Origin of the sequence: Spirulina sp. 06S082, from assembly GCF_034932145.1 — a bacterium.
In the GTDB taxonomy this organism is placed as follows: domain Bacteria; phylum Cyanobacteriota; class Cyanobacteriia; order Cyanobacteriales; family Spirulinaceae; genus CCY15215.
Map to the genome: position 1 here is coordinate 1 of NZ_JAYGHV010000007.1, position 23906 is coordinate 23906.

A 23906-nucleotide genomic window follows, 5' to 3' on the forward strand; every position below is an offset into this window, starting at 1 on the left:
AGGGTGCTAGATCGTCGCGAAAAGAGGTAATTTGCCAAATACTTAAAAGCCCAAAAGATAAAATCATTAATGCTGGAGTTGCAGGCTTTATAAATTTTGGCGATCGCCGAAACCAAATCAGTAGAAAAACAAGAAGCAGAAAAATAAAACCAATTGTCCCAGTTCCGTAAAAACCAATGCCGATTAAACTTTGTTTTCCTAACCCAAAAGGCAAACCAATTGCCTTAATTATAAGCGGAAAATTAAACAGATTTAAGACTTTACTATTGCCTCCTCTTCTAGCTAATAAATAAAAAATGTAAGGAGATAAAGCAATTAAAGAAGTAATACTTAAAAAGAAATAATGAACAATTTTGCGATAACCCAATAAAAATAATCCTAAAAAAGAAACAGGTACAAACATAACCCCTACTCCCCAAGACCAAGCGGCTATAATTCCCCCTATTCCTACACTGATAATTCCTAGCCAACGATGAAGATATCGCGTGAGTCCCCAAATTCCAAAACTGACTCCAAACCCGACAAATCCTAATGCAAGACTTGTCTCAGCAAAGGTAAAAATATTTATATGAACCGTCGAAAAAATCAGACAAGATAGTAATGGTAAAAGTAACCATTTAAGCCAAGAATGAGGGGATAATCTCGTGAAAGAATTGTGCAGAAAAAAGAGTTGACAAATAAACAAAAAGATGCCGATACTAATTTCCCAATAAATATTCCAATGGGAAAAATAAGCAGCGATAAAGCGAACAAATAAAGGGATAGCCATAATATGACTACCGGAAAAACTATCATCAAAAAGATTGTTAAAATTATAAGTTCCGCTCAAAAATTGGTCGATCGCGGCAGTATAATAAGCTAAATCGTTAGAAACAACATTCGTACCCGTTGAGGAAATAATCCGGAGAATGTTGCCAATGGGGAGTAAAGTTAAGATAATAACAAGACATGATGCGAGAAAATGAAGCGGTGCGTTTTTACGATCGCTGGGAAAATAGCTCAAATATTCCCCAGTCTCGATAAATTGTTTAAATTGTTGCAATTTTTTGTGTAGTTTGCTCAGATTCATTACAAGAATGCAAAACTGGATGTTAAAAGAAGAAGACCGGATAAAAGGGAAAATGCGATCGCTTCTATCCCATCCTCTCATCACACCGATCGCCTTAGCAAGTTTGATTTTATTTGTCTGTAGTAGTGTACGACATGGACTGTTTCATTCAACAGCTTACGATCTCAGTCACTTCGATCAAGCCATTTATTTAATCAGTCAAGGAAAACCCGCGATCGTCTCTCTTATTGACTATCATTTTTTAGGCAGTCATGGGGATTGGATTTTATATTTATTAGCACTACCCTACAAAATTTATCCCGATGTTCATTGGTTATTTTTCATCCAAGCGATCGCGCTTTCTTGTGCTGCTTTACCTCTCTGGTACTTAGCAAAGGATGCAGGATTACAGGACAAACAGAGTAGCGCGATCGTCTGGGTTTATCTTCTCTATCCTCTCATTTTTAATATCAATTTATTCGATTTTCATCCTTCCGTTTTAGCCATTCCGCTTATTTTTGGGGCAGTTTTAGCGGCGAGACGGGGTAAAATAAAATGGTTTATTCTTGCAATTATCTTAATTTTAGGTTGTCGTGCCGCTCTTTCTCTAACAATAATAGGGATGGGAGTCTGGTTATTTGTCTTCGAGAAGCGGCGAAAATGTGGCGCGATCGCCTTACTTTTGGGCATTTTTTGGTTAATCTTTGCAACTCAAGTCATTATCCCGACTTTTCGTCCTGAAGGGGTGGAAGCCTTGGGACGTTATGATACTTTTGGTGACTCCATTCCGGAAATTTTTCTTAATCTCTTTCTCAAGCCCCATCTTGTTCTTAAATCTCTCTTCACCCCTGCTAATTTAGAATATCTCTTGTTGTTACTTGCACCGATTATTTGGGGACTTTCTTTTCTCCATTTACAACCGCTTATCGCTGCTATTCCAGATTTTGCCTTAAATTTACTCACGGATTATCCTCCCCACAAAGATTTACTCCATCAATACTCTATCCCCATTGTACCCTTCCTGATGCTTTGTTTGATTGCTTCGATCGCAGCAAAAAAAAGCTGGTTTCAACAGCCCAAAGGAATGATAATCTGGAGTTTAATTGGTTTTGTCAGTCTGGCTAAATTTGGTTATTTTGGCGGTCGCTATTTACAAACCTTGGGAACATGGCACGCAACCCGAGAAGCTATTTCTCTTGTTCAAAATGAGAGGAGTTTATTAACTTCTGCACAAATTGCGCCGCATTTGAGTCACCGTTCTCTGCTAAAATTAATTGTGGATAACGAAGAACGCGATCCGACTCAATTTGATTCGGTTTTGATTAATGTTCCCCATCCTGGTTGGAATAGTAACCCGGAATTGGCGGGCAGTTTTGTGGAACGTCTGAAAGCAGCACCAGGATTTACATTGAAGTACGATCGCGATGGCGTATTTTTGTTTGAGAAAAAAGAGTAATTGGGGGTCGGGTCAACAAGATATCTCGAAAAACTGTAAAATGGGTTAAGTATTGTTCACTGATAGTTAATTTAGAATAATGGTTGATAAAGTCCAAAAAACAGAAGCCGAGTGGAAGCAGCAGCTTACCCCAGAACAATTTCAGGTCACTCGTAAAAAAGGAACAGAACGGGCATTTACAGGAGAATATCACGATAACAAAAAATCGGGAATGTATAAATGTATTTGTTGCGGGACGGAATTGTTTAGTTCTGAAACAAAGTACGATTCTGGGACGGGATGGCCGAGTTTTTATGCTCCCATTTCTGAGGAAAATGTTACCAATAAAAGCGATCGCAGTTTATTTATGACTCGAACTGAGGTTTTATGTTCGGTTTGCGATGCACATTTAGGCCATGTTTTTAATGACGGTCCAAAACCGACGGGTCAAAGGTATTGCATGAATTCTGCGGCTTTAGATTTCGTGGCAGAATAAAAAATAGTTACGGAAAAGCCTCGACAAGGGAACACTCCGAGCTTATGATGGGGATAAGCTAATTTTTGGCGGGGGCAAGCGGGGTCGGAATTCCCGGTGGTGCTGCCAAAATGCCTAGAACCTTGACAATTCAATAGTTTCGAGATTTTGTTTGAGGGGGTTGGGTGTTGGTTTGGCAAGGTTTTGGGAGTGTTTTTTCGAGTGCTGCCAAAACCGATGCCAAAATCCCCATCTGACAAGGGTTCTGGCTGGCGGACTTTCCTATTAATGAATCCCGCGATCGGGACTGAAACCTTGAGCTTACAAGGGTCGTTAGTTCTCTTGACTCCTTTCCTATTAATGAATCCCGCGATCGGGACTGAAACGTTTGACTCCATGAAACATCCCATCTCAAACAGTTCTTTCCTATTAATGAATCCCGCGATCGGGACTGAAACTAATATACCTGTCTCAACCCGTAATACATCCCCAGCTTTCCTATTAATGAATCCCGCGATCGGGACTGAAACACCCCATCGTAAGCGGGGATTGTCATTGTCCCCCCCGCGCTTTCCTATTAATGAATCCCGCGATCGGGACTGAAACTGCTATAGTGCAAGAACAGGCAATCCAGAAGGAGGCTTTCCTATTAATGAATCCCGCGATCGGGACTGAAACCTGAAACTTGCCAAGGCAGAGGCAACACTGCAAAACTTTCCTATTAATGAATCCCGCGATCGGGACTGAAACCTGAAACTTGCCAAGGCAGAGGCAACATTGCAAAACGCCTTTCCTATTAATGAATCCCGCGATCGGGACTGAAACATTTGCTTGAAGAAATTCCTAGCGCGTTTAATTCAGCCTTTCCTATTAATGAATCCCGCGATCGGGACTGAAACGACTGCCCCTTGCCAAGAATCAGGGAGGCCAACTTATCTTTCCTATTAATGAATCCCGCGATCGGGACTGAAACATCGATACGCTTCTCTAGTTCTTTCCGCTCTTTATCGCTTTCCTATTAATGAATCCCGCGATCGGGACTGAAACAATCAATTTCAGATTGAGCGGGAATTGATGAGAAGCCTTTCCTATTAATGAATCCCGCGATCGGGACTGAAACCTTTCTCAATGTAGCTTAACGCCATGCGATCGCCACTTTCCTATTAATGAATCCCGCGATCGGGACTGAAACTATGGTTAAGTTATTAAAGCAGCAAAGGTCTGCTAGCTTTCCTATTAATGAATCCCGCGATCGGGACTGAAACCTACCACGCTGTGCGCGATGCCTTTGAGAAAGAGGTGCGAGCTTTCCTATTAATGAATCCCGCGATCGCGACTGAAACAGAAAAGCGATCGCATTTCTCTTATTGGTTAAAAGCGATCGCCTCTCCCGATTCAAAAATACTCGATCAAGCCGATTGTTGCGTTTGCGGTTGGAATTGGAAGAGAGAATAAACCACATTGCGACGAATATCGACCATCGTTTCTAAGAACATCTCGTAGCCTTCCTGTTTGTACTCAATCAAGGGATCTTTTTGACCGTAACCCCGCAACCCGATCGCCTCGCGTAACGCATCCATTGACTGCAAATGTTCTCGCCAAAGGGTATCAATTTGCTGCAAAATAAAGAAACGTTCCGCTTGTCGCATTAACCCAGGTTGAATCTGTTCGATTTGATTTTCCTTGAGATCGTAGGCTTTGCGGACTTCCTCATGGAGAAAAGTTTTTATTTCTCCCACGGTCATATCTTCTAAGTGCTTTGGCAGCATATCTTTAAGTAAGTAGATAAACTCCTTCACTTTTTCCGTTAACTCCTCTAACTTCCATTCTTCCGGTGGTAATTCAGGATTCACATAAGCCTCGACAATATCATCCATTGTCTTCTCGGCATACCCGATCACCTGTTCTTTGAGGTCTAACCCCTCCAACACCCGACGGCGTTCGGCGTAAATCGCCCGGCGTTGGTTATTCATCACCTCATCATATTCAAACACCTGCTTGCGGGTGTCATAGTAGAAAGTTTCCACCTTCTTTTGCGCCCCTTCCAAAGAACGAGTTAGCATTCCCGACTCGATGGGCATATCTTCCTCCACCCGGAAAGCATTCATCAACCCCGCCACGCGATCGCCGCCAAAGATTCGCAGCAAATTATCCTCTAAACTCAAGAAAAACTTCGTCGATCCGGGGTCTCCTTGTCGTCCGGCGCGTCCCCGCAACTGGTTGTCAATACGGCGGGACTCGTGGCGTTCCGTACCAATCACGTGCAACCCGCCCAATTCAACTACTTTATCGTGTTCCCTGCTGGTAAAGGCTTCATATTCCTCGCGAATGAGATTGTAAACTTCCCGTAACTTCTGCAACACCGGATCGTTAATAGGAGCATTTTCCGAGGCGATCGCCAGTTTATCTTCCGCTTCCAACTCCTGCAAACTCTGTTCGCCGTAAGTTTCAACGGCAAAATTCACCGCTTCTTTTAACTTCTGTAAAGTTCCTGGAGATAAATCCGTCGGGAAGATTTCCGGGGAGGCCTTCCAGGTCTTTTTCTTCTTCTCCCCCTCTCCAAACCCTTGCGGCGACTTCTTCCCCGGTTTAAGCACCCCTGGCACCGCCGCCACCAATTCTTTCTCATCGGGAATGACAATACGAGGCATTAAAAACTCCCGAACCTTCAACCGCGCCATAAATTCAGCATTTCCCCCCAAAATAATATCCGTACCGCGACCCGCCATATTCGTAGCAATGGTCACGGTACTGAGGCGACCCGCTTGGGCGACAATTTCCGACTCCCGTTCCACATTTTCCGGACGGGCGTTAAGAATATTATGGGGAATATTCAACTCCGTGAGATTTCGAGACAAGAACTCTGATTTTTCAACGCTAGTAGTTCCCACCACTACCGGACGACCCAATTCGTGCATTTCCGCGCATTCCTTCGCCACCGCCAGCCATTTAGCAGGTTCGGTTTTATAAACGACATCGGATAAATCCTGCCGCCTAGAGGGTAAATTAGTGGGAACAATAGTCACTGACAATTCATATATTTTCTCAAATTCCGCTTCTTCTGTTTTAGCCGTCCCCGTCATCCCTGCTAACTTGGGATAAAGCAGGAAGAAATTTTGATAGGTAATGGTGGCTAAAGTTTGGGTTTCATTTTGAATTTTTACTCCTTCCTTGGCTTCGATCGCCTGATGCAAACCATCACTCCAGCGCCGTCCCGATAGTACCCGTCCGGTAAACTCATCAACAATTACCACTTCTCCATCCCGAACAATGTAGTTTACATCATCAGTAAAAAGTTCTTTGGCTTTAATGGCATTAAAAATATAATGCGCCCAAGGATCGTTAGGATCGTAGAGATCGCTGACCCCTAAAAGCTGCTCTGCTTTAGCAAATCCCTCATCCGTCATCAAGACATTGCGCGCCTTTTCATCGACTTCATATTCCCCTTCTCCTTCTTCATTTTGGGGACCGAGTTGCATGGCAATTTCGGCGGCTTTCATGTATTTTTCTGTCGGACGTTCGATTTGTCCAGAGATAATTAAAGGCGTTCTGGCTTCATCCACTAAAACCGAATCTACTTCATCAATCACGCAATAATTAAAAGGCCGTTGTACCACATCATCCATTGAGGTGGCCATGTTATCCCGTAAATAGTCAAAACCTAACTCACTGTTGGTCGCATAAGTGATATCGCAACCATAATTCTGTTTCCGTTCGCTGGGACTCATTCCCGCTTGAATCAGTCCTACACTCAAACCGAGAAAACGATGTACTTGTCCCATCCATTCTGCATCTCGTCGCGCTAAATAGTCGTTGACCGTAACCGCGTGAACGCCATGACCGGAAAGGGCGTTAAGATAGGCTGGAAGAGTTGCGACCAGGGTTTTTCCTTCCCCAGTTTTCATTTCCGCGATCTGTCCCTCGTGGAGAATAATCCCCCCGAGGAGTTGCACGTCAAAATGGCGCATTCCCAAAACTCGCCAGGCGGCTTCTCGGATAACCGCAAAGGCTTCTGGTAGAATTTCATCGAGAATATCCCCTCGTTCGCGATCGCTTTTGGCTTTGACGAGTTGTTCTTTAAATTCCCCGGTTTTGCCTCGGAGTTGTTCGTCGGAGAGTGCTTTAATATCATCTTCCAACAAGTTAATATCAACCACCAGAGGTTGATATTTCTTTAGTTTGCGGGCGTTGGGGTCTCCGAGCAGTTTCTTGAACATGATAGCTTTTTAAGGGATTCTGAGCGATGTCGCGATCGCCAACAGTGGTTTATCCACAATGGTATCATTTTGACTGAACGATCCTCGATTCGGAAAACCGAAAGTTTATGAATTCAGAACGTGGAGACGCGATCGCCGCAGCCGCAGAAGCGTGCAGGGAGAAAGATGCTGTAGGATTTGCCTCGCTTTTTACCTTTGATGGAGAACTTGTGTTAGCCGGAGGGCAAAAATTCAAGGGACAAGAGGCGATCGCCCGAGTCACTGCGGCTTATTTTGCCACTTGTGAGGAGATTGGCATTGAGATCGAAGATATTCGCTACGATGGCGATCGCGCGGTTATTGAATGGTTTTGGTACAGCCGCGATCGCAGCACCGGAAAATCCAAACGGAGAGAAAATACCATAGTTTTGCACTTTCAAGGAAAGGCGATCGCGTCTTGGCGAGAATCCTAACGGCGATCGAGATTAATTCACCTCTTTTTTGCTACAATTGCCCAGAAGCAGTTCGGAGACAATAAGAATGGAAACAACAACAATTGATTGCGGGAAAGAATGCGTTAACGGCTGTGTTTTGGGCGATCGATGTCCCAACCTTCAATATGTAGAACAAGCTAACAAATTCATGCAAGAAACTTCTTTAGATCAAATGCACGAAATTGCCGAAATCGCCCGCAGGAAAAAACTCAGCAAACCGACTAAATGGATTATTCCCGACGACTTCTAGATCTTGCTTTCCGTGAATGCACCCCCTCATCACCCTTCAGATAGATGAGGGACTTCACTCTCCCAATGGCAATTCAATCGTAAATTCTGTACCGCTTCCAGGATGAGAAATATAGGAAAGTTGCCCTTTGTGTTTTTCAACAATAATTTGATAGCTAATTGACATTCCTAAGCCCGTTCCTTTACCAATTGCTTTGGTTGTAAAAAAGGGATCGAAAATTTTATTTTTTAAATCTTCTGGAATACCAACCCCATTATCGCAAATTTTAATTGTTACCAAAGATTCGGCTTTCCTTAATTCCGTTGTAATGGAAATAATACTGGGATTTTCTTGTATTTCTTCCCATGTTCTTTTCTTATCTCGTTCTTCTAAAGCATCGATCGCGTTACCGAGAATGTTCATAAATACTTGATTAAGTTGTCCTGCATAGCAATTAACGCGCGGAAGATTACCATAATTTTTAATGACTTGAATGGCTGGAGATTCTGGTTTAGCTTTCAGGCGGTGTTGCAAAATTGTTAAGGTACTATCAAGACCTTCATGAATATCAGCATCTTTAAATTCTGCTTCATCCAAGCGAGAAAATGTTCGCAGGGAAAGCACAATCTCGCGAATTCGCCTCGCTCCTTCTTTCATCGAATTGACAACTTTCGGTAAATCTTCCTTTAAGAAATCAATATCTAATTCCTCTAATTGTTCTGCAATTTCTGGATTCAAATCGGTGTAATGTTGGCGATAAATATCTAAGGCAGCTAACAAATCATTAACATATTCTTCTACAGGAGTCAAGTTTCCATGAATAAAATTAACGGGATTATTGATTTCGTGAGCAACTCCAGCAACTAACTGCCCTAAAGCGGACATTTTTTCGCTCTGGATTAAGCGTCCTTGGGTGCGTTGTAATTCTCGTAAAGTGTTTTCTAAATCTTGTGCCTGTTGCTTCAGTTTGAGTTCGGATTCCTTGCGATCGCTAATATCAAAAATAACACCATCTAACCATTTTAATTTTCCCTTTTTAGAGAAAATGCCTTGACCTTTCTCGTAAACCCAGCAAAAACTTCCATCGGAACGAAGGAGACGATATTCTGTTAAATAAGCCTGTTTAGCTTCAATAGCTTCAAGGGCAATTTTTCCCACCCGATCGCTATCTTCGGGGTGAATGAGACTGGCAAAACTGCGAACTCGATTACCGATAAAATCCGAGGCAGGATAGCCAGATATTCTTTCAATGGCATTGCTAATAAAAATCATAGTCCAATCGCGATCGCATTGACAGCGATAGATGGCTCCAGGAGTATTGGCAACTAATGTCCTAAAGCGTCGTTCGCTGTCTTCTAAAACCGCTTCCACTTTCTTGCGATCGCTAATATCAAGAATAACGCCTTCCCAAAGTGTTGAGCCATCAGATCGTCGTTCTGGACGAGATATCGCTTGTATCCACTTAATTTTATGGGACGGCGTTACGATCCGTCCCTCCCAATAAAACTGCTCTAAAGTTTCCGCAGAAGCAAGCATTTGAGCCTGCAAACTCTCTAGATCGTCGGGATGTGCCATCGATAGCCCTCCCAGGCGATCGGGTTCGACTTCAAAAATATCTCGACTTCTCGCGGAAGCATAAATAAAATCAGTCGATCCGTCCAGATCGAGGCAAAACTGAAAAATCATACCTGGAACATTAGTCACTAAGTTCTGAAAGCGATTTTGGCTTTCTTGTAACTCCCGAGTTCGTACTTCTACGCGAGATTCTAATTCTTGGTTTGCCTGTCTGAGTGCCTCTTCTGCTTGCTTGCGATCGCTGATATCGTGCATGGCAACAACTGCCCCCATTTTTTCACCATCAGGATCGAGAATAGGCTGCCCGCTAACCAATACCGTTCGCGGTTTATTCTCCTTGGGGGCAATAATCATTTCTACGTCCCGCAATTTTTCCCCTTGAAACGCCCGAAATAAGGGGATTTCATCTTTTGACATGAGGGTTTTGCCATCAGCTTGATAGAGATCGAAAAAATCTGCCCATTGTTCGGGTGGGATAGGCTGGAGAGGTAAGCCGTGAAATTCTTGGGTAGCACGATTGAAAAGCGTTAAAACTCCGGCTGCATTACAAGCGACAATTCCATCGGATAAGTTCTCTAGTAAGGCCTTGAGAAATTCTCGTTCTTTTTGCAATGATTCTTCCATCGCCATCCGTTGGCTAATTTGTTCGGCTAATTTAAGGTTGGCGGCTTCAAGTTGGGCTGGACTGGGGATCGCTAAAACCTTGGGAATGAGGGGAATAAGGGCGATCGCCGTCATAACCGAAACAATTGCGGTAATGCCTTTAATAAAACCCGATACCCAGTAGTTAGGATGCCATAGGGTCCATACCCCCATTACATGAGTTGCCCCACAGGAGAGAATAAACGCCCCAAACATAAAAAAGAGCCAATTAAAAGGAAGGTCTTCCCGTTTATTGACCAAATAAACCAAAATAATGGGAATTGCACCGTAGGCTAAAGCGATGAGAGAATCTGAGGTCACGTGCAATCCAACTAAACTTGGTTTCCACAAATAACAATGCCCGTGAGGGATAAAAGCAAACATTATTTTTTTAATTATTAATTATCAATGATTAAATTATCAATCAAAAAGACCCATTTTGACAAGAGGTCTTGTTTGCATATTGTTGATTAGTTATTGTTTACCAAGGGGTACCGATTAAAGTGAAAGAACTCCAATAGTAGGGATGAGTGAAGTCACGATCGCCTAAATCAATTAAGGGTTTATTTAAGGGAATTATTTCCGATAAAGTCACCAATTCTCCATTTTCTAAACGAATCTTTCCCGCAAGCATGGCGAGTTGTGCCTGTCTGACGGCTTCGGCTTTAATGGGGGCTGTTTGTAATTGTTCGTAAAATGCACTCATAAATCCGAGAGAACCCACATCGTTAATGCGCCACAAACTCCCTAAAGTGGATTTAACCCCCGCCATCGCGGCAATTCCGGCAAAACCGAGTTCGGCATCGCGATCGCCTAATGCCGTGCGACAAGCGCTTAATACAAGCAATTCTACGACAGGATCGTGCCAGCCTAATTCTCGTAGGCGATCGATGCCCAAGCGTTCGTTTCCGACTTGAATATAGGACTCGGAGGGGTGTCCTGGCAAGAAATCGCTGTGGGTGGCGAGGTGAATCATGCGGTAGGGGGTGCGATCGCGGACTGCTTGGAGTTTCTCGATCGTAAAGTCTTCGTTGAGATAACTTTCTCCCTGCCAGAGTTTTCCTGATGAGAGTAAGTCTAACTCGATGGGAACGGCGGGAAGAGGATCGCGATCGCTAAACTTAGAACTGCCCATTGCTAATACTTCCAGTCCGCGAATACCAGTATAGCTTAAGTCACTTAAAGACAAGCTAGGCATCAAACTCACACTATAGCGTTCGACAATAAACTTTTCTCCGTCATGTAAGGCAGCGATGGGGAGCGATCGCAGTCCTTCATCAAGAATAAAGGTTAAATGGGTAATCTCCTGTTTTTCTAAATCTGCTTCGAGGGGGGAAATCAACCATTGATAGAGTTTTTGACTGGAGGAGAGATAATCTCTTCTTTCTCTTACATCAGTGACACCGCGACGAAATTGTTTGGCGATCGCGTCTATTTGTCTTCGAGAAATTCCTGTTTTGTAAAGAATGGGTTCTGCTTTAGCTGTCACCAACATGAGATACAGTTGGTCTGTGGGTTGAGAGTCTTGGGCGAGGGAGGAAAACCCGAGGGCTGGGGCATAAATGGCGTAAATAATGGAGGGTTTGACTCCTGTAGCGCGATCGACGCGATCGAGACTCGCTTGAGTGACACCGATAACGATTTCGCGATCGCTTTCGGAGTTTTGTTCTGAGGTTGCGGTGCGATCGCTTTCTCCTGGTGTTGAGTTTTCTAGACTGCTTTCCTGTAAAGACTTTGCGATCGAACTCGCATAAGTTTCGGACTCACTGGCAAAATATTTTTCAAAGGCTTGAGTAAAATAGCGATCGATTTGGTCGAAGGTTAGTTCGGTAATTAGGGATGTATTGGAACCGAGAGGATCGAGGGACAAGATAAAGCGATCGTTCTCCAATACTCTCGGATCCGCCAAGTGAGAAATTCTTTTTTGTAGGACATCAACGATCAAGTTAGCAATAGTTTGACCTCTACCTTGACTACCTTGACTCCTTGGGCTGGTTATACCATTAATACCGATTGATTGACTTGTTACACCATCAATACTAATCAAACTACTAAAACCTACAGTGTTTGCGCCATCAACAGAAACAATCTGGATTTGACCGTCAACATAAGTGAACTGCAAAGAAAGATTGGGAATAATCGCCGTACTGCCATCGCCTATGCCGCCAATAACCCCATTCACGGCGGCATTGCCAATTGTAAAGGGAGTAATACCTTTTCCGCCATGATTGAGGGTAATTTGTCCTCCGCCGCTACTGCCACCGCTATAAATACTGAAATCGTTGCCACCATCGCCTAAAAATGTTCCTGTTGCCCGGAAAAACTGCCCGGCGATCGCGTTAATATCTCCTCCTTTTCCTGCTGTACTTGCGGTATTGATGCTGTTGACTTTTATATCCTGCGGTGATGTGAGGGAAACTTTGCCACCATCACCACTATTGCTGGAGGTGTCAATGTTTTCTGTGGCGATCGCGCCATTCGTGCTGGTCATGGTGACATCGCGGCCGAAGTTGGTAATATTGCTAGTGGTAATATCTTGGCTGGCTTCAAGGGCGATTGTTGCATTGTCAGCACCGACGATATTTCCTCCCGTTGCATCGATAGAACCATTGCCATTAGGCGCTCTTAAGGTCACGGGATCGTTAAAGGTGATATCACTGGCTACAGTAATCGTACCGCTTCCATCTCCTCGTCCGATGGTAATGGCATTAAACCCATCATTAATACGACTTAACTCATTATCCGTTAAAAATATTGTTCCTGCGGATCCCGATCCTCCTAATTGTAGATCGAGAGTGGGGGTTAAAGGTTGCAAAATTAGATTGCCGCTACCGCTTAATTTATCTCCACCACCACTATTAAGATCGAGGCGATCGGTGGTTAAAGTAATATCTCCGATTCCTGACGCGATCGGTGCTTTTAACCAAATCCCATCGTTATTTCCACTCGTCCCCGTCAGGGAAATATTGCCCCCTTCTGAATCAATATCCCCTTGAATCCAAACCCCTCGTTGATTACTACTAATTCCCACCATTGTAATATCGCCACCCTTAGAATTCAAGGAGTCTTGAACGCGAATTCCAGGCTGATTGTAGCTGCTATTGCCTCCATTTAAAACAAGATTTAAAGGTGCGCTTGTTGTCGTGCCATTAATTGCTTTTTTCAGCCAAATTGTTCCCGAAGCAGACAGGGTTAATGTTCGTTCTGTTGCTAAATTAAAAATGAGGTCATCCTTGAGAGTAATATCGCCATCTTGGGTTCCTCCCGTTCCCGTGGAGATAGTAACATCTCCATTAACAAGGGCTGCTAAAATGAGATCGATGCCAAGGGTAGCGCCATTTCCTGTTGCTGTAAAAGGCGATAGTGTATTAATATTGCTATTTCCAGAACCCGCTACAATGTCGATATTGTAGGGATCGATCAGCCATTCTCCACCCCTTCCCACCAACGCAGATATATCAGGAAGAGATGTGACACTTAAACTGGCAAGGCCGCTAGTTTCGATAAATCCTCCATTTCCGCCTGTTTCTCCCCCTCTAGCGCTCAAAATGCCGTGAATGCTGGCATTTTCCGAGGCAAAAGTAATAATGCGTCCCCCATCTCCTGTTTCTGTTGCATCGGCTAAAAGCTGGGATTCCTCACTAATGTAAATTTGACGGGCATTGGGTACAGTTCCTTGACCTTGTTGTTCCCCCCCAAATAAAATTGTACCGCCGCCACGGTTTCCCGAAGCATCAATCGTTGCCGAAATTGCCCCGACGCGATCGCCAAACACATTTACCCGTCCCCCCATTTCCCCCGCTACATCTCTCCGTCCCGAGGCGATCGCCGTCCCTGTCCCTGGGGGAATTTCCGTAGGGGTTTGGTCTCCAAACCCTCCCCCTCCCATCCCCATCCCCGTCCCCGTTAAAAGTTCCGGTAAAGCAAGAGGCGAAAAAGGCAAAATATCGCCGTCCCTATTGCGAGGGGGTGCAAACTCCAAACTGAGAACATTACCTTCCCGAGATAATCTCACTAAATTTGTACCAGGAACGGCGGTGAGATTAATTGTTCCTTCCGGTGCGCTTAATGTTCCCGTATTGATTGTATTTCCTGCTAATAAAGTCAAAGATTGTCCCGTATTAACAGCAAGATTTCCGGCATTAATAATCGATCCAGAATTGACCAGATCGAAAGCAAAGCGATCGGGATCGCCAACTAAACTTTGATAATTACTACTTCCAATAGCTTCAAACCAATTCTCTTCACCAAAACCAATTCCCGTTGCTGTCGTTGCGAAAAAATCTCCCGGTACATTGATGCTTGCATTTTGACCAAAAATAATCCCCGCCGGGTTCATCAAGAATAAATTAGCATTTCCCCCCGTGACTTGAATTAAGCCATTAATGAGGGAAGGATCGCCACCAACAACTCGCCCTAAAATATTATTGATTTCTGGTGAAGAAAGAAAATTAGCAACTTCCCCCGCAGAGAGACCAAATTGCTCGAAACTGTGAAATAAATTGCCTCCATCTTGCGATCGCGCCCCTCCTTGAATGTCAAATTGATTACCATTTTGCTGAATGCTCGTTCCCGTCCCATCCGAGGCGGAGATAATAGACTGAGCCGATACAGTGTCTGTTATTACGCCAATTAAAACCAATTCTATGAATGCCGAAAACGCAATAGAGGCAGTTACGCGAGAAGCCCCTGCGACAATGGTTTTCAAATTAATAGCATAGAATCGGTTGGATTTCATTGCGCGATCGCCTTGCGCGAATCTTGAAAAATCTCTCAGTCCACTCTATGCTATACGCTTTTCGGGAAAACAAATCTTTAAGTTTTGACAAATTTTTGCTTAACTCGATCGATTTCTTTTCTACTCAGGAATAATAAAGGGTTTGGAGACCAAACCCCTACTGTAAATCTTGAATCAAATACTCTAAATGATTGCGATCGGCTTGATAGACTTCCCTACAAAAATGGCAGGTTGCTTCTGCACCGTTATCCTTTTCAATCATATCTTGCAATTCCTCGACCCCAAACATTTTTAAGGCTCCCAGAACGCGATCGAAAGTGCAACCGCAATGAAATTGAACCATTTGCACTTCGGGAAAAATTGTTAATCCCAGATCCCCTAATAATTCTTGCAAAATTTCCGGCAGGGTTTTCCCCGATCGCAGCAAAGGCGTAAAACCCGATAATTGCAATATGCGAGATTCCAATGTTTGCACCAGTGTCTCATCTTGTGCTGCTTTGGGCATAATTTGTAGCAGGAGTCCCCCCGAAGCCGTCACCCCTTCTGCGCCCACAAAAACCCCTACCAACAAGGCAGAAGGGATTTGCTCTGAGGTGACAAGATAGTGGCTGACATCATCGCCAATTTCCCCAGAAACAAGTTTTACTGTACTAGAGTAGGGGTAGCCGTAACCTACATCTCGCACCACATAAAGATAACCATCGCAGCCTACAGCCCGGCCAACATCCAATTTTCCTTGGGCATTCGGAGGAAGTTCCACGTGAGGACGATCGACATATCCTCGCACGGTTCCGTCCAAACCCGCATCGACCAATAAGCCTCCCAGGGGACCATTCCCTCGAATACGAAGATTCACCCGCGAGCCTTCTTTTTTCATGCTAGAAGCCAGCAGAAGCCCCGATGACATGGCACGACCGAGGGCGGCTGTGGCAACATAGGACATATTGTGACGCGCTCTTACTTGTTCGGTTAAACGGGTGGTAATTACGCCCACGGCGCGAATTCCTCCCTCAGCAGCAGTGGCGCGGATTAGTCGATCGCTCATTCAATTTCCTCTTATTCGCTTCATATATCGTAACGAACTTTCGATCGCCCGTATAGCTTCGGGGTAAGGCGATCGAATTACAACCACAGGGCGATCGCGATCGAGCGATCGCCCCTCATGCGATCGCGGGCAGTTGCGAAAAAAATACTTAGGATTGGAACAGAAATAGGATGTCTTTCGATCTTAAAAAACACTTGAGTTTCCCAGTCTGGAGTAATTTTTCCACAATGAATCATTTGAAACTGCGGACACTGTTCGCGTTATATTTATCTTTGCAAGTCTTGAGTTTGGCTACCCCCCCCCGAGTTGGAGCAGAAGAACATACTCATTTGAACCCCATAGAAGCACAACTTGTTTTTAATGAAGCCTTTGAACCCACGGAAGGAGAACGCCCTAATACAAGGGGAGGAGGCGCTCGTCCCGGTTTGCTAAAATGTCAAGGCGATCGCGAAGTTATCGAAACATTAGTACCAAAACAAAGATATGGTTTAACCTTTGAGGAACGCCCTTCCATTTTTGTCAATTTACCTGAAACGACCGCCCGAGAAGTATGGTTGAGCTTTAAAGATGAAAACGGGGACTTTTTTGAAACAGCAATTCTCCCGATCGCGCAAAAGTCAGGAATTGTTCGTTTTTCCTGGCCCGATCGCCTTCCACCTCTCGAAACTGGCAATACCTATAAATGGACTTTAGCCGTTGTCTGTGGAGAAAATTTAGACCCAGACGATCCCTTATTTACTGGATACGTCACGCGCATCGATCGCACGGCCAATATCGAACAAGAATTAGCACAAAAAACCGCGATCGAGCAAGCGAAATGGTACGCCGATCGCGGCTATTGGTACGATCTACTCCTAACAATAGTACGAGCCAGACAGGAACAGCCCGATAACCCTAACTTAAAGACCCTTTGGGAAAGTTTATTATCATCTGTTGGCTTAGAGAATATTGCGTCTCAACCTTTGGGCGCGATCGAGTAGAAATCAGAAATCGAAAGGGCGCAGACTTTGCGCCCATGATTTGAGAATTCCCCATCTATATTTTTTTCTCTCTCATATTATTGGTGTTATAACTGAATTAATTTCCTATTAATAAAAAATTAAGTTCGTTTCTTTACCTTTTCTTAACCAATTATTAACGTTTTCTTATTTGACAAAGTATTTTCTTTTGCAGTAACAGTAAAGGGGCTATCAATCGCAATTGAAGGTTGTCAATACAAGCATTTTTGGGCTTGTATCGAAAAACTTATTCAATTGGAAATTTAGTTGAGGTTTAAATATCTCTTCAACAATTTGATTTGAGACTCTACACTAATTAACAAAATTGAGGAGTGACAGTATGGTTTTCCTAAACACAAAACGTTCTTGGCCTGTTCGCTTATCCGCGATCGCCTTATTATTAGCCCTGACTGCCTGCGGTACTACTGAAACAACCTCAGAAAGTACAGAGAGTAAAGGCGAAAGTGAAAGTGCTAGTGAAGACAGTGGCTTAAGTGGAGATGTACTTGTAGACGGCTCGAGTACAGTTTTCCCTATCTCTGAAGCAATGGCAGAGGAATTCATGAAAGAGAATTCCAAAGTGAGAGTCACTGTTGGAGTTTCTGGTTCTGGGGGTGGATTTAAGAAATTCTGTGCGGGAGAAACTGATATTTCTAATGCTTCTCGCCCCATCAAAGAATCTGAAATCGAACTATGTAAAGAAGCGGGTATCGAATTTGTGGAAGTTCCTGTTGCCTTTGACGGTATTTCCGTCGTCGTCAATAAGGAAAACGACTGGGCAACCTGCTTGAAGCCAGAAGAACTCTCCAAAATGTGGGAACCCGCAGCAGAAGAAAAAATCACGAATTGGAAGCAAATCCGCGATGAATTCCCCGACCAAACCTTGAGCTTATATGGACCCGGTACAGATTCGGGTACTTATGATTATTTCACCGAAGCAACCTATGGTGAAGAAGGAGAAAGCCGAGGGGACTATACCGCCAGCGAAGATGATAACGTCATCGTTCAAGGAGTTGAAGCCGATAAAGGGAGTTTGGGCTTCTTTGGCTTTGCTTACTACGAAGAAAACAAAGATGCTCTCAAAGTTCTCGAGATTGAGAACTCCGCAGGGGAATGTATTACACCCAGTAGCGCCAGCATCGAAGATGGGACTTACAATCCTTTAGCACGACCTATTTTCTTCTATGTCAAGAAAGAATCTCTAGACACGAAACCTGCTGTTAAAGCATTTGTGGACTATCAAATCAGTTCCGATCAAGCTCATCTGGTTACAGAAGTGGGTTATGTCGCCCTACCTTCCGCATTGGTTTCTAAAATTGAAACTCGCATCGCAGAGGTCAAACTTGGTTCGATTTTTGAGGGAGGAACCTCTTTGGGTGTAAAACTTGCTGATAAACTTTAGAGTTAGAAAATAACTAAACAGCCAATAGTCTGTAAGACTGTTGGCTGTATCGATAATCGCCTCTCCAATATCGAGTATGACTTCCGATTTTTCCTCTAGTAACCCGGATCTTTGGCAACCCAATCGCAAACTCAACAAGCGAGTTCAGTTTGCGGTTAAAACAGTATTTGCCATCTTTGCTCTTGTTTCAGTTGCCACAACCATTGGCATTGTTTTAACTTTGGTTTTTGAAACCTTTGAATTTTTTCAGGAAGTTTCCCTTTGGCATTTTCTCACGGATACGAAATGGACTCCCCTCTTTTCCAGCGCTCAATTCGGGATTTTTGTATTGATTAGCGCAACACTCATGACTTCAGGGATTGCAATTTTAGTTGCCCTACCTTTAGGATTATTGGCGGCGATTTGCTTGAGTGAATACGCGACTGCAAAAACTCGCGCAATTCTCAAACCAATCCTAGAGATTTTAGCAGGTGTTCCCACGGTTGTTTACGGTTATTTTGCTCTTTTGTTCGTTACACCCCTCCTACAAACGTTTATTCCCGTACAAGGATTTAATGCTCTCAGTGCAGGTCTAGTCTTAGGGATTATGATTACCCCTTTAGTGGCTTCTCTGAGCGAAGATGCTATTTATTCCGTTCCTCAAACTTTGCGGGATGGGTCTTATGCCTTGGGAGCAACCAAGCGAGAAACGATCATTTCTGTTATTCTTCCAGCAGCTTTGTCGGGGATTGTTTCTTCGGTTATTTTGGCAATTTCTCGAGCGATTGGAGAAACGATGATTGTCACCCTTGCAGCCGGACAAAACCCGCGTTTGGGCTTAAATCCTCTCGTTCCCGTGATGACGATGACAGCGTTTATTGTGCAAGTTAGTTTGGGGGATACTCCCGCAGGTTCTTTGGCTTACAAAACGATTTATGCTGTAGGTATGACCCTGTTTTTAATTACTCTTGCTCTGAATATTTTTAGTTTCTGGTTCGTTCGCCGTTTCCGCGAGAAATACGATTAACTCGCAAATTTTATGACAACACAAACACCTCTTACTGACGCTAAACCTAGCGATTTTAAGGTTAATCTATCGGGTCGTTATAAGATAGATAGCATTTTTGCGATCGCCACTTGGAGCGCGATCGCCATTTCTATCCTCGTGCTGGTAACATTATTGTTGAGCGTCTTGATTGAAGGATTTCCACGTTTAAGCTGGTCGTTTTTAACTAATTTTCCCTCTCGAAAACCCGAAGAAGCAGGTTTACTCTCGGCTTTAGCGGGGACAATTTGGATGATGGTTACTATTACGGCGATCGCTTTCCCTTTGGGGGTAGGTGCGGGAATTTATCTCGAAGAATTTGCCAAAGATAGTTGGTTAGGACGGGTGATTGAAATCAACATCAATAACTTGGCCGGAGTTCCTTCTATTATTTACGGGTTATTGGGATTACAAGTTTTCGTGCGTTTTATGGAACCGCTAACCGGAGGACGCAGCATTATTTCTGGAGCATTAACCCTGGCTCTATTGATTTTACCGATTATTATTGTCTCCACGCGGGAATCTTTGCGGGCAATTCCTGATAGTTTGCGTCAAGCGGGTTTCGCTTTGGGGGCCACGGAATGGCAGGTCATCTCGCGTCAGGTTTTGCCGATCGCCTTACCAGGGATTCTGACGGGAACGATTTTGGCTCTTTCTCGGGCGATCGGAGAAACGGCTCCTTTGATTACAATTGGGGCATTAACCTTTATTTCTTTCTTACCCGAAAACTTACAAAGTCCCTTTACGGTACTCCCCATTCAAGTTTACAACTGGGTTTCTCGCCCCCAACAAGAATTTCATGTTAATTCGGCTGCTGGAATTATTGTCTTGATGGTAGTGTTGCTAATGATGAATGGCACAGCAGTTTTGCTACGAAATAAGTTCCAAAAACAACGCGGTTAAGAGTTTTTTTAATCAATCACTAACAATCACTAACCAAAACAATGGTTTCAATTAATAAGTCCTATGTGACGGCTCCAGAAGATTTAGTCACAGAAGCGGTTCTCCGCGCTAAAGATGTCAATGTTTATTATGGCTCAAACTTAGCAGTACGGGATGTTTCCTTAGATATTCCCTATAATCAAGTGGTTGCTTTTATTGGACCGTCTGGATGCGGAAAAAGTACGATTCTGCGCTGTTTTAACCGCATGAATGACCTGGTTGCCAGCGCTCGAGTCAAGGGAAAAATCACCTTTCACGGACAGGATTTATATGGGTCTGGTGTCGATCCCGTAGAAATGCGTCGTCGTATTGGTATGGTTTTTCAAAAACCCAATCCTTTCCCTAAATCGATTTATGACAATGTTGCTTTTGGGGCGCGGATCAATGGCTACACTGGCGATCTGGATGAACTGGTTGAAGATTCCTTGCGGAAGTCGGCTTTATGGGATGAAGTCAAAGATAAGCTCAAAGATAGCGGTTTGGCGTTATCGGGGGGACAGCAACAACGGCTTTGCATTGCTCGGGCGATCGCCATTTCTCCAGAAGTGATTCTCATGGACGAACCTTGCTCGGCTCTCGATCCTATTTCAACACTAAAGGTAGAAGAGTTAATTCATGAGTTAAAGCAACAATATACGATTGTCATTGTTACTCACAATATGCAGCAAGCCTCTCGGGTTTCCGATCTGACGGCGTTTTATAATGCAGAAGCCACGGAAACGGGTGGAAAAGTTGGCTATTTGGTGGAATATAATCGAACAGAAGTGATTTTCCAAAATCCGACCCAGGAAGCAACTCAGGCTTATGTGAGTGGTCGTTTTGGCTGATCGACTGGCTCTTTTTTGTTATGTAGTGCGGGCATCTTCTGCCCGCTCGTGGTTTAATATGTAGGGCGTGCCGATCGGGGAGCTTGGAAACTGATTCTTCCAAACCGCTATTGTACCTTCAGGTCAATCACGGTTCTTGACCGTGGTAAAATTGGAGACTGCTGCGTTTACACTTCCTATGGCATTATCTCCCTCCGATCTAGAATCCGAGTCTTTGCATAAAAACTTAGAGAAATTGATCGCACAACTTCCTCAGATCGAGCATGGTAAATACATTCAGCGAGCATTAGCCGTTTTAATGCGCTTAACCGGAGAAGAAGTCGATCGCCTAGACTGGAAGATTTTATCGGCGACATTAGAAGATTTAGAACGAGGTTTTACTACTTTATCCCCTTATGGTCACGTTCGGAAAGTGAGCATATTTGGCTCTGCGAGAACTCCGAGCGATCGCAAAGTGTATAGTATGGCAGTAGAATTTGCTCGCCAGATTACCCAGCAAGGATTTATGGTAATTACAGGGGCTGGAGATGGCATTATGGCAGCAGGGAATGAAGGGGCTGGACGGGAACATTCTTTTGGTTTAAATATTAATTTACCCTTCGAGCAAGGGTCAAATGAATTCATTCGTGGCGATGATAAATTAATCAGTTTTAAATATTTCTTCACCCGCAAATTATTTTTCTTGAAAGAAAGTGACGCGATCGCACTATTTCCAGGCGGTTTTGGCACTCTCGATGAAGCCTTTGAAAGTTTAACGCTTTATCAAACAGGAAAATATGGACCCGCGCCTATTGTTTTGATCAATGAACCAGGTAGCGATTATTGGAATTCTTTAGACGAACATATTCGCGAACATTTATTAAAGGAGGGACTAATTAGCCCAGACGATCCAAATATTTACACCATTACCGACGATATAAATATTGCTTGTAAAATTATCAGCGATTTTTTCCGAGTCTATCATTCTAGCCGTTATGTTGACAAGCAATTTGTGATGCGTTTGAATTCAGAGTTATCCGATGGATCGGTAGAGTTTCTCAATCGTGAATTTAGCGATATATTGGTGCGAGGTCACATTAAAAAAAGTGGTGTTTTGCCAGGAGAGCGAGGAGATGGAACAGAACATTTACCACGTTTGGTTTTTGACTTCAATCAAAAAGATGCTGCTCGCCTCTCTCAAATGATTGGTAAAATCAATCAACTTGGAGCCTTTTTACCCGAAAGCGATCATCCCGAACGGAAGTAGGGGTTTGGTCACCAAACCCCTACTTATTTACTATTAATGAAAAAACAACAACTAACAACCTTGATTGTAGCAACGGGAAATCCCGGAAAATTGCAAGAAATGCAGGCACATTTACAAGGAGTTAATGTCAAACTAAAATTAAAACCCGAGGAATTGGATATTGAAGAGACGGGAACAACATTTGAGGAAAATGCCTGTTTGAAAGCAACCAGCATTGCTAAAGCACTGGGAGAATGGGCGATCGCCGATGACTCTGGGTTAGCTGTAGACGCACTTGGAGGCGCTCCAGGGCTGTATTCTGCTCGTTATGGTAGTAGCGATCGCGATCGATGCGATCGCCTGTTACAGGAGCTAGGAGATCGGGAAAATCGCCAAGCTCGTTTTATTTGCGTTGTGGCGATCGCTCGTCCCGATGGTAGTATTGCGATCGTCTCAGAAGGCATCTGCGAAGGAGAAATTCTCTACACTCCTCGAGGCTCCGGAGGGTTTGGTTACGACCCTATTTTTTATGTTCCTCAACACAACAAAACCTTTGCAGAGATGTCACCAGAACTCAAGCGAACAATCAGTCATCGAGGCAAGGCTTTTGAAAACTTGCTACCGCAGTTCACAAACTTACAATAATTCAAGATCGTAACCAAACTGAGTCATTTTTGATGATATTATGCCTGCTTGAAATCTTGATAAGGTCGCGATCGCGCCCCAAAAATTAAGGCAAACTATTAGGATCGACCCCTAATTGTAAGAGACGATCTCTCAATTGTTGTAAATCGGATTCAGCGCGATCGGCTCTTTCCTTTTCAAGGTTAGCTCGTTGTTGTTGGCGATCGCGATCGTCTTCAGCTAGGATAGCTCTTGTTCGTTCTTGTTCTTTCTCCCTTTCTTCGCGATCGGCACGTTCGTCGGGAGTCGGAATCCAATTTCCTTGACTATCATAAAACCGCAACCACCGTCCCTCTACTCCTTCATAACTCCCTTGCCATAATCCCACACCTAACCCCAATTCTTCTAACCACAATCTTCCCTCCGATAACTCTAATGCTTCGTATTTTCCCGATCGCCAAACAAAACCACGAAACCGATTTTCATAGCGATCGTAGATGAGATAGTAGGGAATTTGGAGAATGTCTTCATAAACTTCCCATTTTGTCGGTCGCGTTTCCTGCTTGCGTTTAGTTTTTCCCAAGTCCTCATTTTCTGTACCAGGAGAAGACAATTCTACGACTAAAAACGGATTGACTTCTTCTTCCCAGATCACATAACTTAAGCGTAATTCTTGTTGATTTGTGCTGCGTCTTGCCCCTAATACCAAAAACCAATCTGGTCGCTTATACCATCTCGGATTTTCGCGATCGTAGTAAAGATTCAGATCGCTGGCAACAAAATAATCTTCTCGAAGATAATGGGGAGATTGACAGGTCTTTTTCAGGAGATCGGGTTGAAAGTCGTGAAATTCGTCGGGCAAACCTGGTTCCTCCGGGTTTTCGCTGGGTAAATCGTACATGGTGGGCAGGGATTTCTGCCTTGGGTATGAGGGTTGAAGTTGAACCATGAGGGAAGGGTGGGGAAGGTCTCAAAACAAGTGTACCT

Annotated in this window: 18 protein-coding genes and 1 CRISPR repeat array; of the genes, 11 read left to right on the forward strand and 7 right to left on the reverse strand. The window is 43.9% G+C overall.

Features of this window, described 5'->3' with window-relative positions; all coding sequences use genetic code 11:
* Positions 1 to 1069 (reverse strand): hypothetical protein (locus VB714_RS01455; RefSeq protein WP_323220443.1); only part of this gene is annotated, 1069 nt, incomplete at its 3' end.
* A 19-nt stretch (positions 1070 to 1088) separates the two neighbouring features.
* Between VB714_RS01455 and VB714_RS01460 the strand changes: the two genes are divergently transcribed.
* Together VB714_RS01460 and msrB are read left to right on the forward strand one after the other, a co-directional pair.
* Positions 1089 to 2504: a DUF2079 domain-containing protein gene (locus tag VB714_RS01460; protein ID WP_323220445.1), complete on the forward strand. Its 1416-nt coding sequence runs from the start codon at positions 1089 to 1091 to the stop codon at positions 2502 to 2504.
* A gap of 79 nt (positions 2505 to 2583) precedes the next feature.
* Positions 2584 to 2979 (forward strand): peptide-methionine (R)-S-oxide reductase MsrB, encoded by a 396-nt coding sequence (msrB, locus tag VB714_RS01465; RefSeq protein ID WP_323220447.1) that lies wholly within the window; start codon positions 2584 to 2586, stop codon positions 2977 to 2979.
* A 256-nt stretch (positions 2980 to 3235) separates the two neighbouring features.
* A CRISPR array of direct repeats spans positions 3236 to 4301; the repeat unit is 37 nt; unit sequence CTTTCCTATTAATGAATCCCGCGATCGGGACTGAAAC.
* 66 nt (positions 4302 to 4367) lie between these two features.
* Here msrB and secA read toward each other — a convergent pair.
* The gene (secA, locus tag VB714_RS01470; RefSeq protein ID WP_323220449.1) at positions 4368 to 7175 is read right to left on the reverse strand and encodes a preprotein translocase subunit SecA; all 2808 of its coding nucleotides are present in this window, start codon (positions 7173 to 7175) and stop codon (positions 4368 to 4370) included.
* Between the two features lie 107 nt (positions 7176 to 7282).
* Between secA and VB714_RS01475 the strand changes: the two genes are divergently transcribed.
* Both VB714_RS01475 and VB714_RS01480 read left to right on the forward strand, forming a co-directional pair.
* Positions 7283 to 7627, forward strand: coding sequence for an SgcJ/EcaC family oxidoreductase (locus VB714_RS01475; protein ID WP_323220451.1), 345 nt, complete (start codon positions 7283 to 7285; stop codon positions 7625 to 7627).
* Positions 7628 to 7694: 67 nt separating this feature from the next.
* On the forward strand, positions 7695 to 7898 hold the full coding sequence (locus VB714_RS01480; RefSeq protein ID WP_323220453.1) for a hypothetical protein: 204 nt from the start codon (positions 7695 to 7697) through the stop codon (positions 7896 to 7898).
* Between the two features lie 54 nt (positions 7899 to 7952).
* Here VB714_RS01480 and VB714_RS01485 read toward each other — a convergent pair whose 3' ends face one another.
* The 4 genes from VB714_RS01485 to VB714_RS01500 all read right to left on the reverse strand — a co-directional run bounded on the left by VB714_RS01485 (position 7953) and on the right by VB714_RS01500 (position 16113).
* The gene (locus VB714_RS01485) at positions 7953 to 10478 is read right to left on the reverse strand and encodes a PAS domain S-box protein (protein ID WP_323220454.1); all 2526 of its coding nucleotides are present in this window, start codon (positions 10476 to 10478) and stop codon (positions 7953 to 7955) included.
* A 97-nt stretch (positions 10479 to 10575) separates the two neighbouring features.
* Complete coding sequence (locus tag VB714_RS01490) at positions 10576 to 14832, reverse strand: CHAT domain-containing protein (RefSeq protein ID WP_323220455.1); 4257 nt, start codon at positions 14830 to 14832, stop codon at positions 10576 to 10578.
* Between the two features lie 157 nt (positions 14833 to 14989).
* The gene (gene hslO, locus VB714_RS01495) at positions 14990 to 15877 is read right to left on the reverse strand and encodes an Hsp33 family molecular chaperone HslO (RefSeq protein ID WP_323220457.1); all 888 of its coding nucleotides are present in this window, start codon (positions 15875 to 15877) and stop codon (positions 14990 to 14992) included.
* Positions 15878 to 15954: 77 nt separating this feature from the next.
* On the reverse strand, positions 15955 to 16113 hold the full coding sequence (locus tag VB714_RS01500; protein WP_323220458.1) for a hypothetical protein: 159 nt from the start codon (positions 16111 to 16113) through the stop codon (positions 15955 to 15957).
* Between VB714_RS01500 and VB714_RS01505 the strand changes: the two genes are divergently transcribed.
* From VB714_RS01505 to rdgB, 7 genes are all read left to right on the forward strand, one after another.
* A complete protein-coding gene (locus tag VB714_RS01505; RefSeq protein WP_323220460.1) occupies positions 16105 to 16857 on the forward strand; it encodes a DUF928 domain-containing protein in 753 nt (250 codons plus the stop codon). The two genes, VB714_RS01500 and VB714_RS01505, sit on opposite strands and share 9 nt — an antisense overlap.
* Before the next feature lie 358 nt (positions 16858 to 17215).
* Positions 17216 to 18277, forward strand: a complete 1062-nt coding sequence (locus VB714_RS01510; RefSeq protein WP_323220462.1) for a PstS family phosphate ABC transporter substrate-binding protein — start codon at positions 17216 to 17218, stop codon at positions 18275 to 18277.
* 76 nt (positions 18278 to 18353) lie between these two features.
* Positions 18354 to 19283 (forward strand): phosphate ABC transporter permease subunit PstC, encoded by a 930-nt coding sequence (gene pstC / locus VB714_RS01515; RefSeq protein ID WP_323220464.1) that lies wholly within the window; start codon positions 18354 to 18356, stop codon positions 19281 to 19283.
* A gap of 12 nt (positions 19284 to 19295) precedes the next feature.
* Positions 19296 to 20204, forward strand: a complete 909-nt coding sequence (gene pstA / locus VB714_RS01520) for a phosphate ABC transporter permease PstA (RefSeq protein ID WP_323220466.1) — start codon at positions 19296 to 19298, stop codon at positions 20202 to 20204.
* Between the two features lie 41 nt (positions 20205 to 20245).
* Positions 20246 to 21070 (forward strand): phosphate ABC transporter ATP-binding protein PstB, encoded by an 825-nt coding sequence (gene pstB, locus VB714_RS01525; protein ID WP_323220468.1) that lies wholly within the window; start codon positions 20246 to 20248, stop codon positions 21068 to 21070.
* A 178-nt stretch (positions 21071 to 21248) separates the two neighbouring features.
* Entirely contained in the window at positions 21249 to 22316 is a 1068-nt protein-coding gene (locus VB714_RS01530; protein ID WP_416309576.1) for an LOG family protein, read from the forward strand.
* Positions 22317 to 22352: 36 nt separating this feature from the next.
* Complete coding sequence (gene rdgB, locus VB714_RS01535) at positions 22353 to 22940, forward strand: RdgB/HAM1 family non-canonical purine NTP pyrophosphatase (RefSeq protein ID WP_323220470.1); 588 nt, start codon at positions 22353 to 22355, stop codon at positions 22938 to 22940.
* Between the two features lie 85 nt (positions 22941 to 23025).
* Here rdgB and VB714_RS01540 read toward each other — a convergent pair whose 3' ends face one another.
* Positions 23026 to 23820 carry a Uma2 family endonuclease gene (locus VB714_RS01540; protein WP_323220472.1) on the reverse strand — a complete coding sequence of 265 codons (795 nt, stop codon included), beginning with the start codon at positions 23818 to 23820 and terminating at the stop codon, positions 23026 to 23028.
* Positions 23821 to 23906: the final 86 nt, after the last annotated feature.

Excerpts from the sequence above, each read along its gene's own strand:
- VB714_RS01490 (WP_323220455.1), bottom strand. The coding sequence starts at position 14,832 with ATGAAATCCAACCGATTCTATGCTATTAATTTGAAAACCATTGTCGCA.
- VB714_RS01485 (WP_323220454.1), bottom strand. The coding sequence starts at position 10,478 with ATGTTTGCTTTTATCCCTCACGGGCATTGTTATTTGTGGAAACCAAGT.
- VB714_RS01540 (WP_323220472.1), bottom strand. The coding sequence starts at position 23,820 with ATGTACGATTTACCCAGCGAAAACCCGGAGGAACCAGGTTTGCCCGAC.
- rdgB (WP_323220470.1), top strand. The coding sequence starts at position 22,353 with ATGAAAAAACAACAACTAACAACCTTGATTGTAGCAACGGGAAATCCC.
- pstC (WP_323220464.1), top strand. The coding sequence starts at position 18,354 with ATGACTTCCGATTTTTCCTCTAGTAACCCGGATCTTTGGCAACCCAAT.
- hslO (WP_323220457.1), bottom strand. The coding sequence starts at position 15,877 with ATGAGCGATCGACTAATCCGCGCCACTGCTGCTGAGGGAGGAATTCGC.
- VB714_RS01475 (WP_323220451.1), top strand. The coding sequence starts at position 7,283 with ATGAATTCAGAACGTGGAGACGCGATCGCCGCAGCCGCAGAAGCGTGC.
- VB714_RS01460 (WP_323220445.1), top strand. The coding sequence starts at position 1,089 with ATGTTAAAAGAAGAAGACCGGATAAAAGGGAAAATGCGATCGCTTCTA.
- msrB (WP_323220447.1), top strand. The coding sequence starts at position 2,584 with ATGGTTGATAAAGTCCAAAAAACAGAAGCCGAGTGGAAGCAGCAGCTT.
- VB714_RS01510 (WP_323220462.1), top strand. The coding sequence starts at position 17,216 with ATGGTTTTCCTAAACACAAAACGTTCTTGGCCTGTTCGCTTATCCGCG.
- pstB (WP_323220468.1), top strand. The coding sequence starts at position 20,246 with ATGGTTTCAATTAATAAGTCCTATGTGACGGCTCCAGAAGATTTAGTC.
- VB714_RS01480 (WP_323220453.1), top strand. The coding sequence starts at position 7,695 with ATGGAAACAACAACAATTGATTGCGGGAAAGAATGCGTTAACGGCTGT.
- pstA (WP_323220466.1), top strand. The coding sequence starts at position 19,296 with ATGACAACACAAACACCTCTTACTGACGCTAAACCTAGCGATTTTAAG.
- secA (WP_323220449.1), bottom strand. The coding sequence starts at position 7,175 with ATGTTCAAGAAACTGCTCGGAGACCCCAACGCCCGCAAACTAAAGAAA.
- VB714_RS01500 (WP_323220458.1), bottom strand. The coding sequence starts at position 16,113 with ATGATTCATTGTGGAAAAATTACTCCAGACTGGGAAACTCAAGTGTTT.
- VB714_RS01530 (WP_416309576.1), top strand. The coding sequence starts at position 21,249 with ATGGCATTATCTCCCTCCGATCTAGAATCCGAGTCTTTGCATAAAAAC.
- VB714_RS01505 (WP_323220460.1), top strand. The coding sequence starts at position 16,105 with ATGAATCATTTGAAACTGCGGACACTGTTCGCGTTATATTTATCTTTG.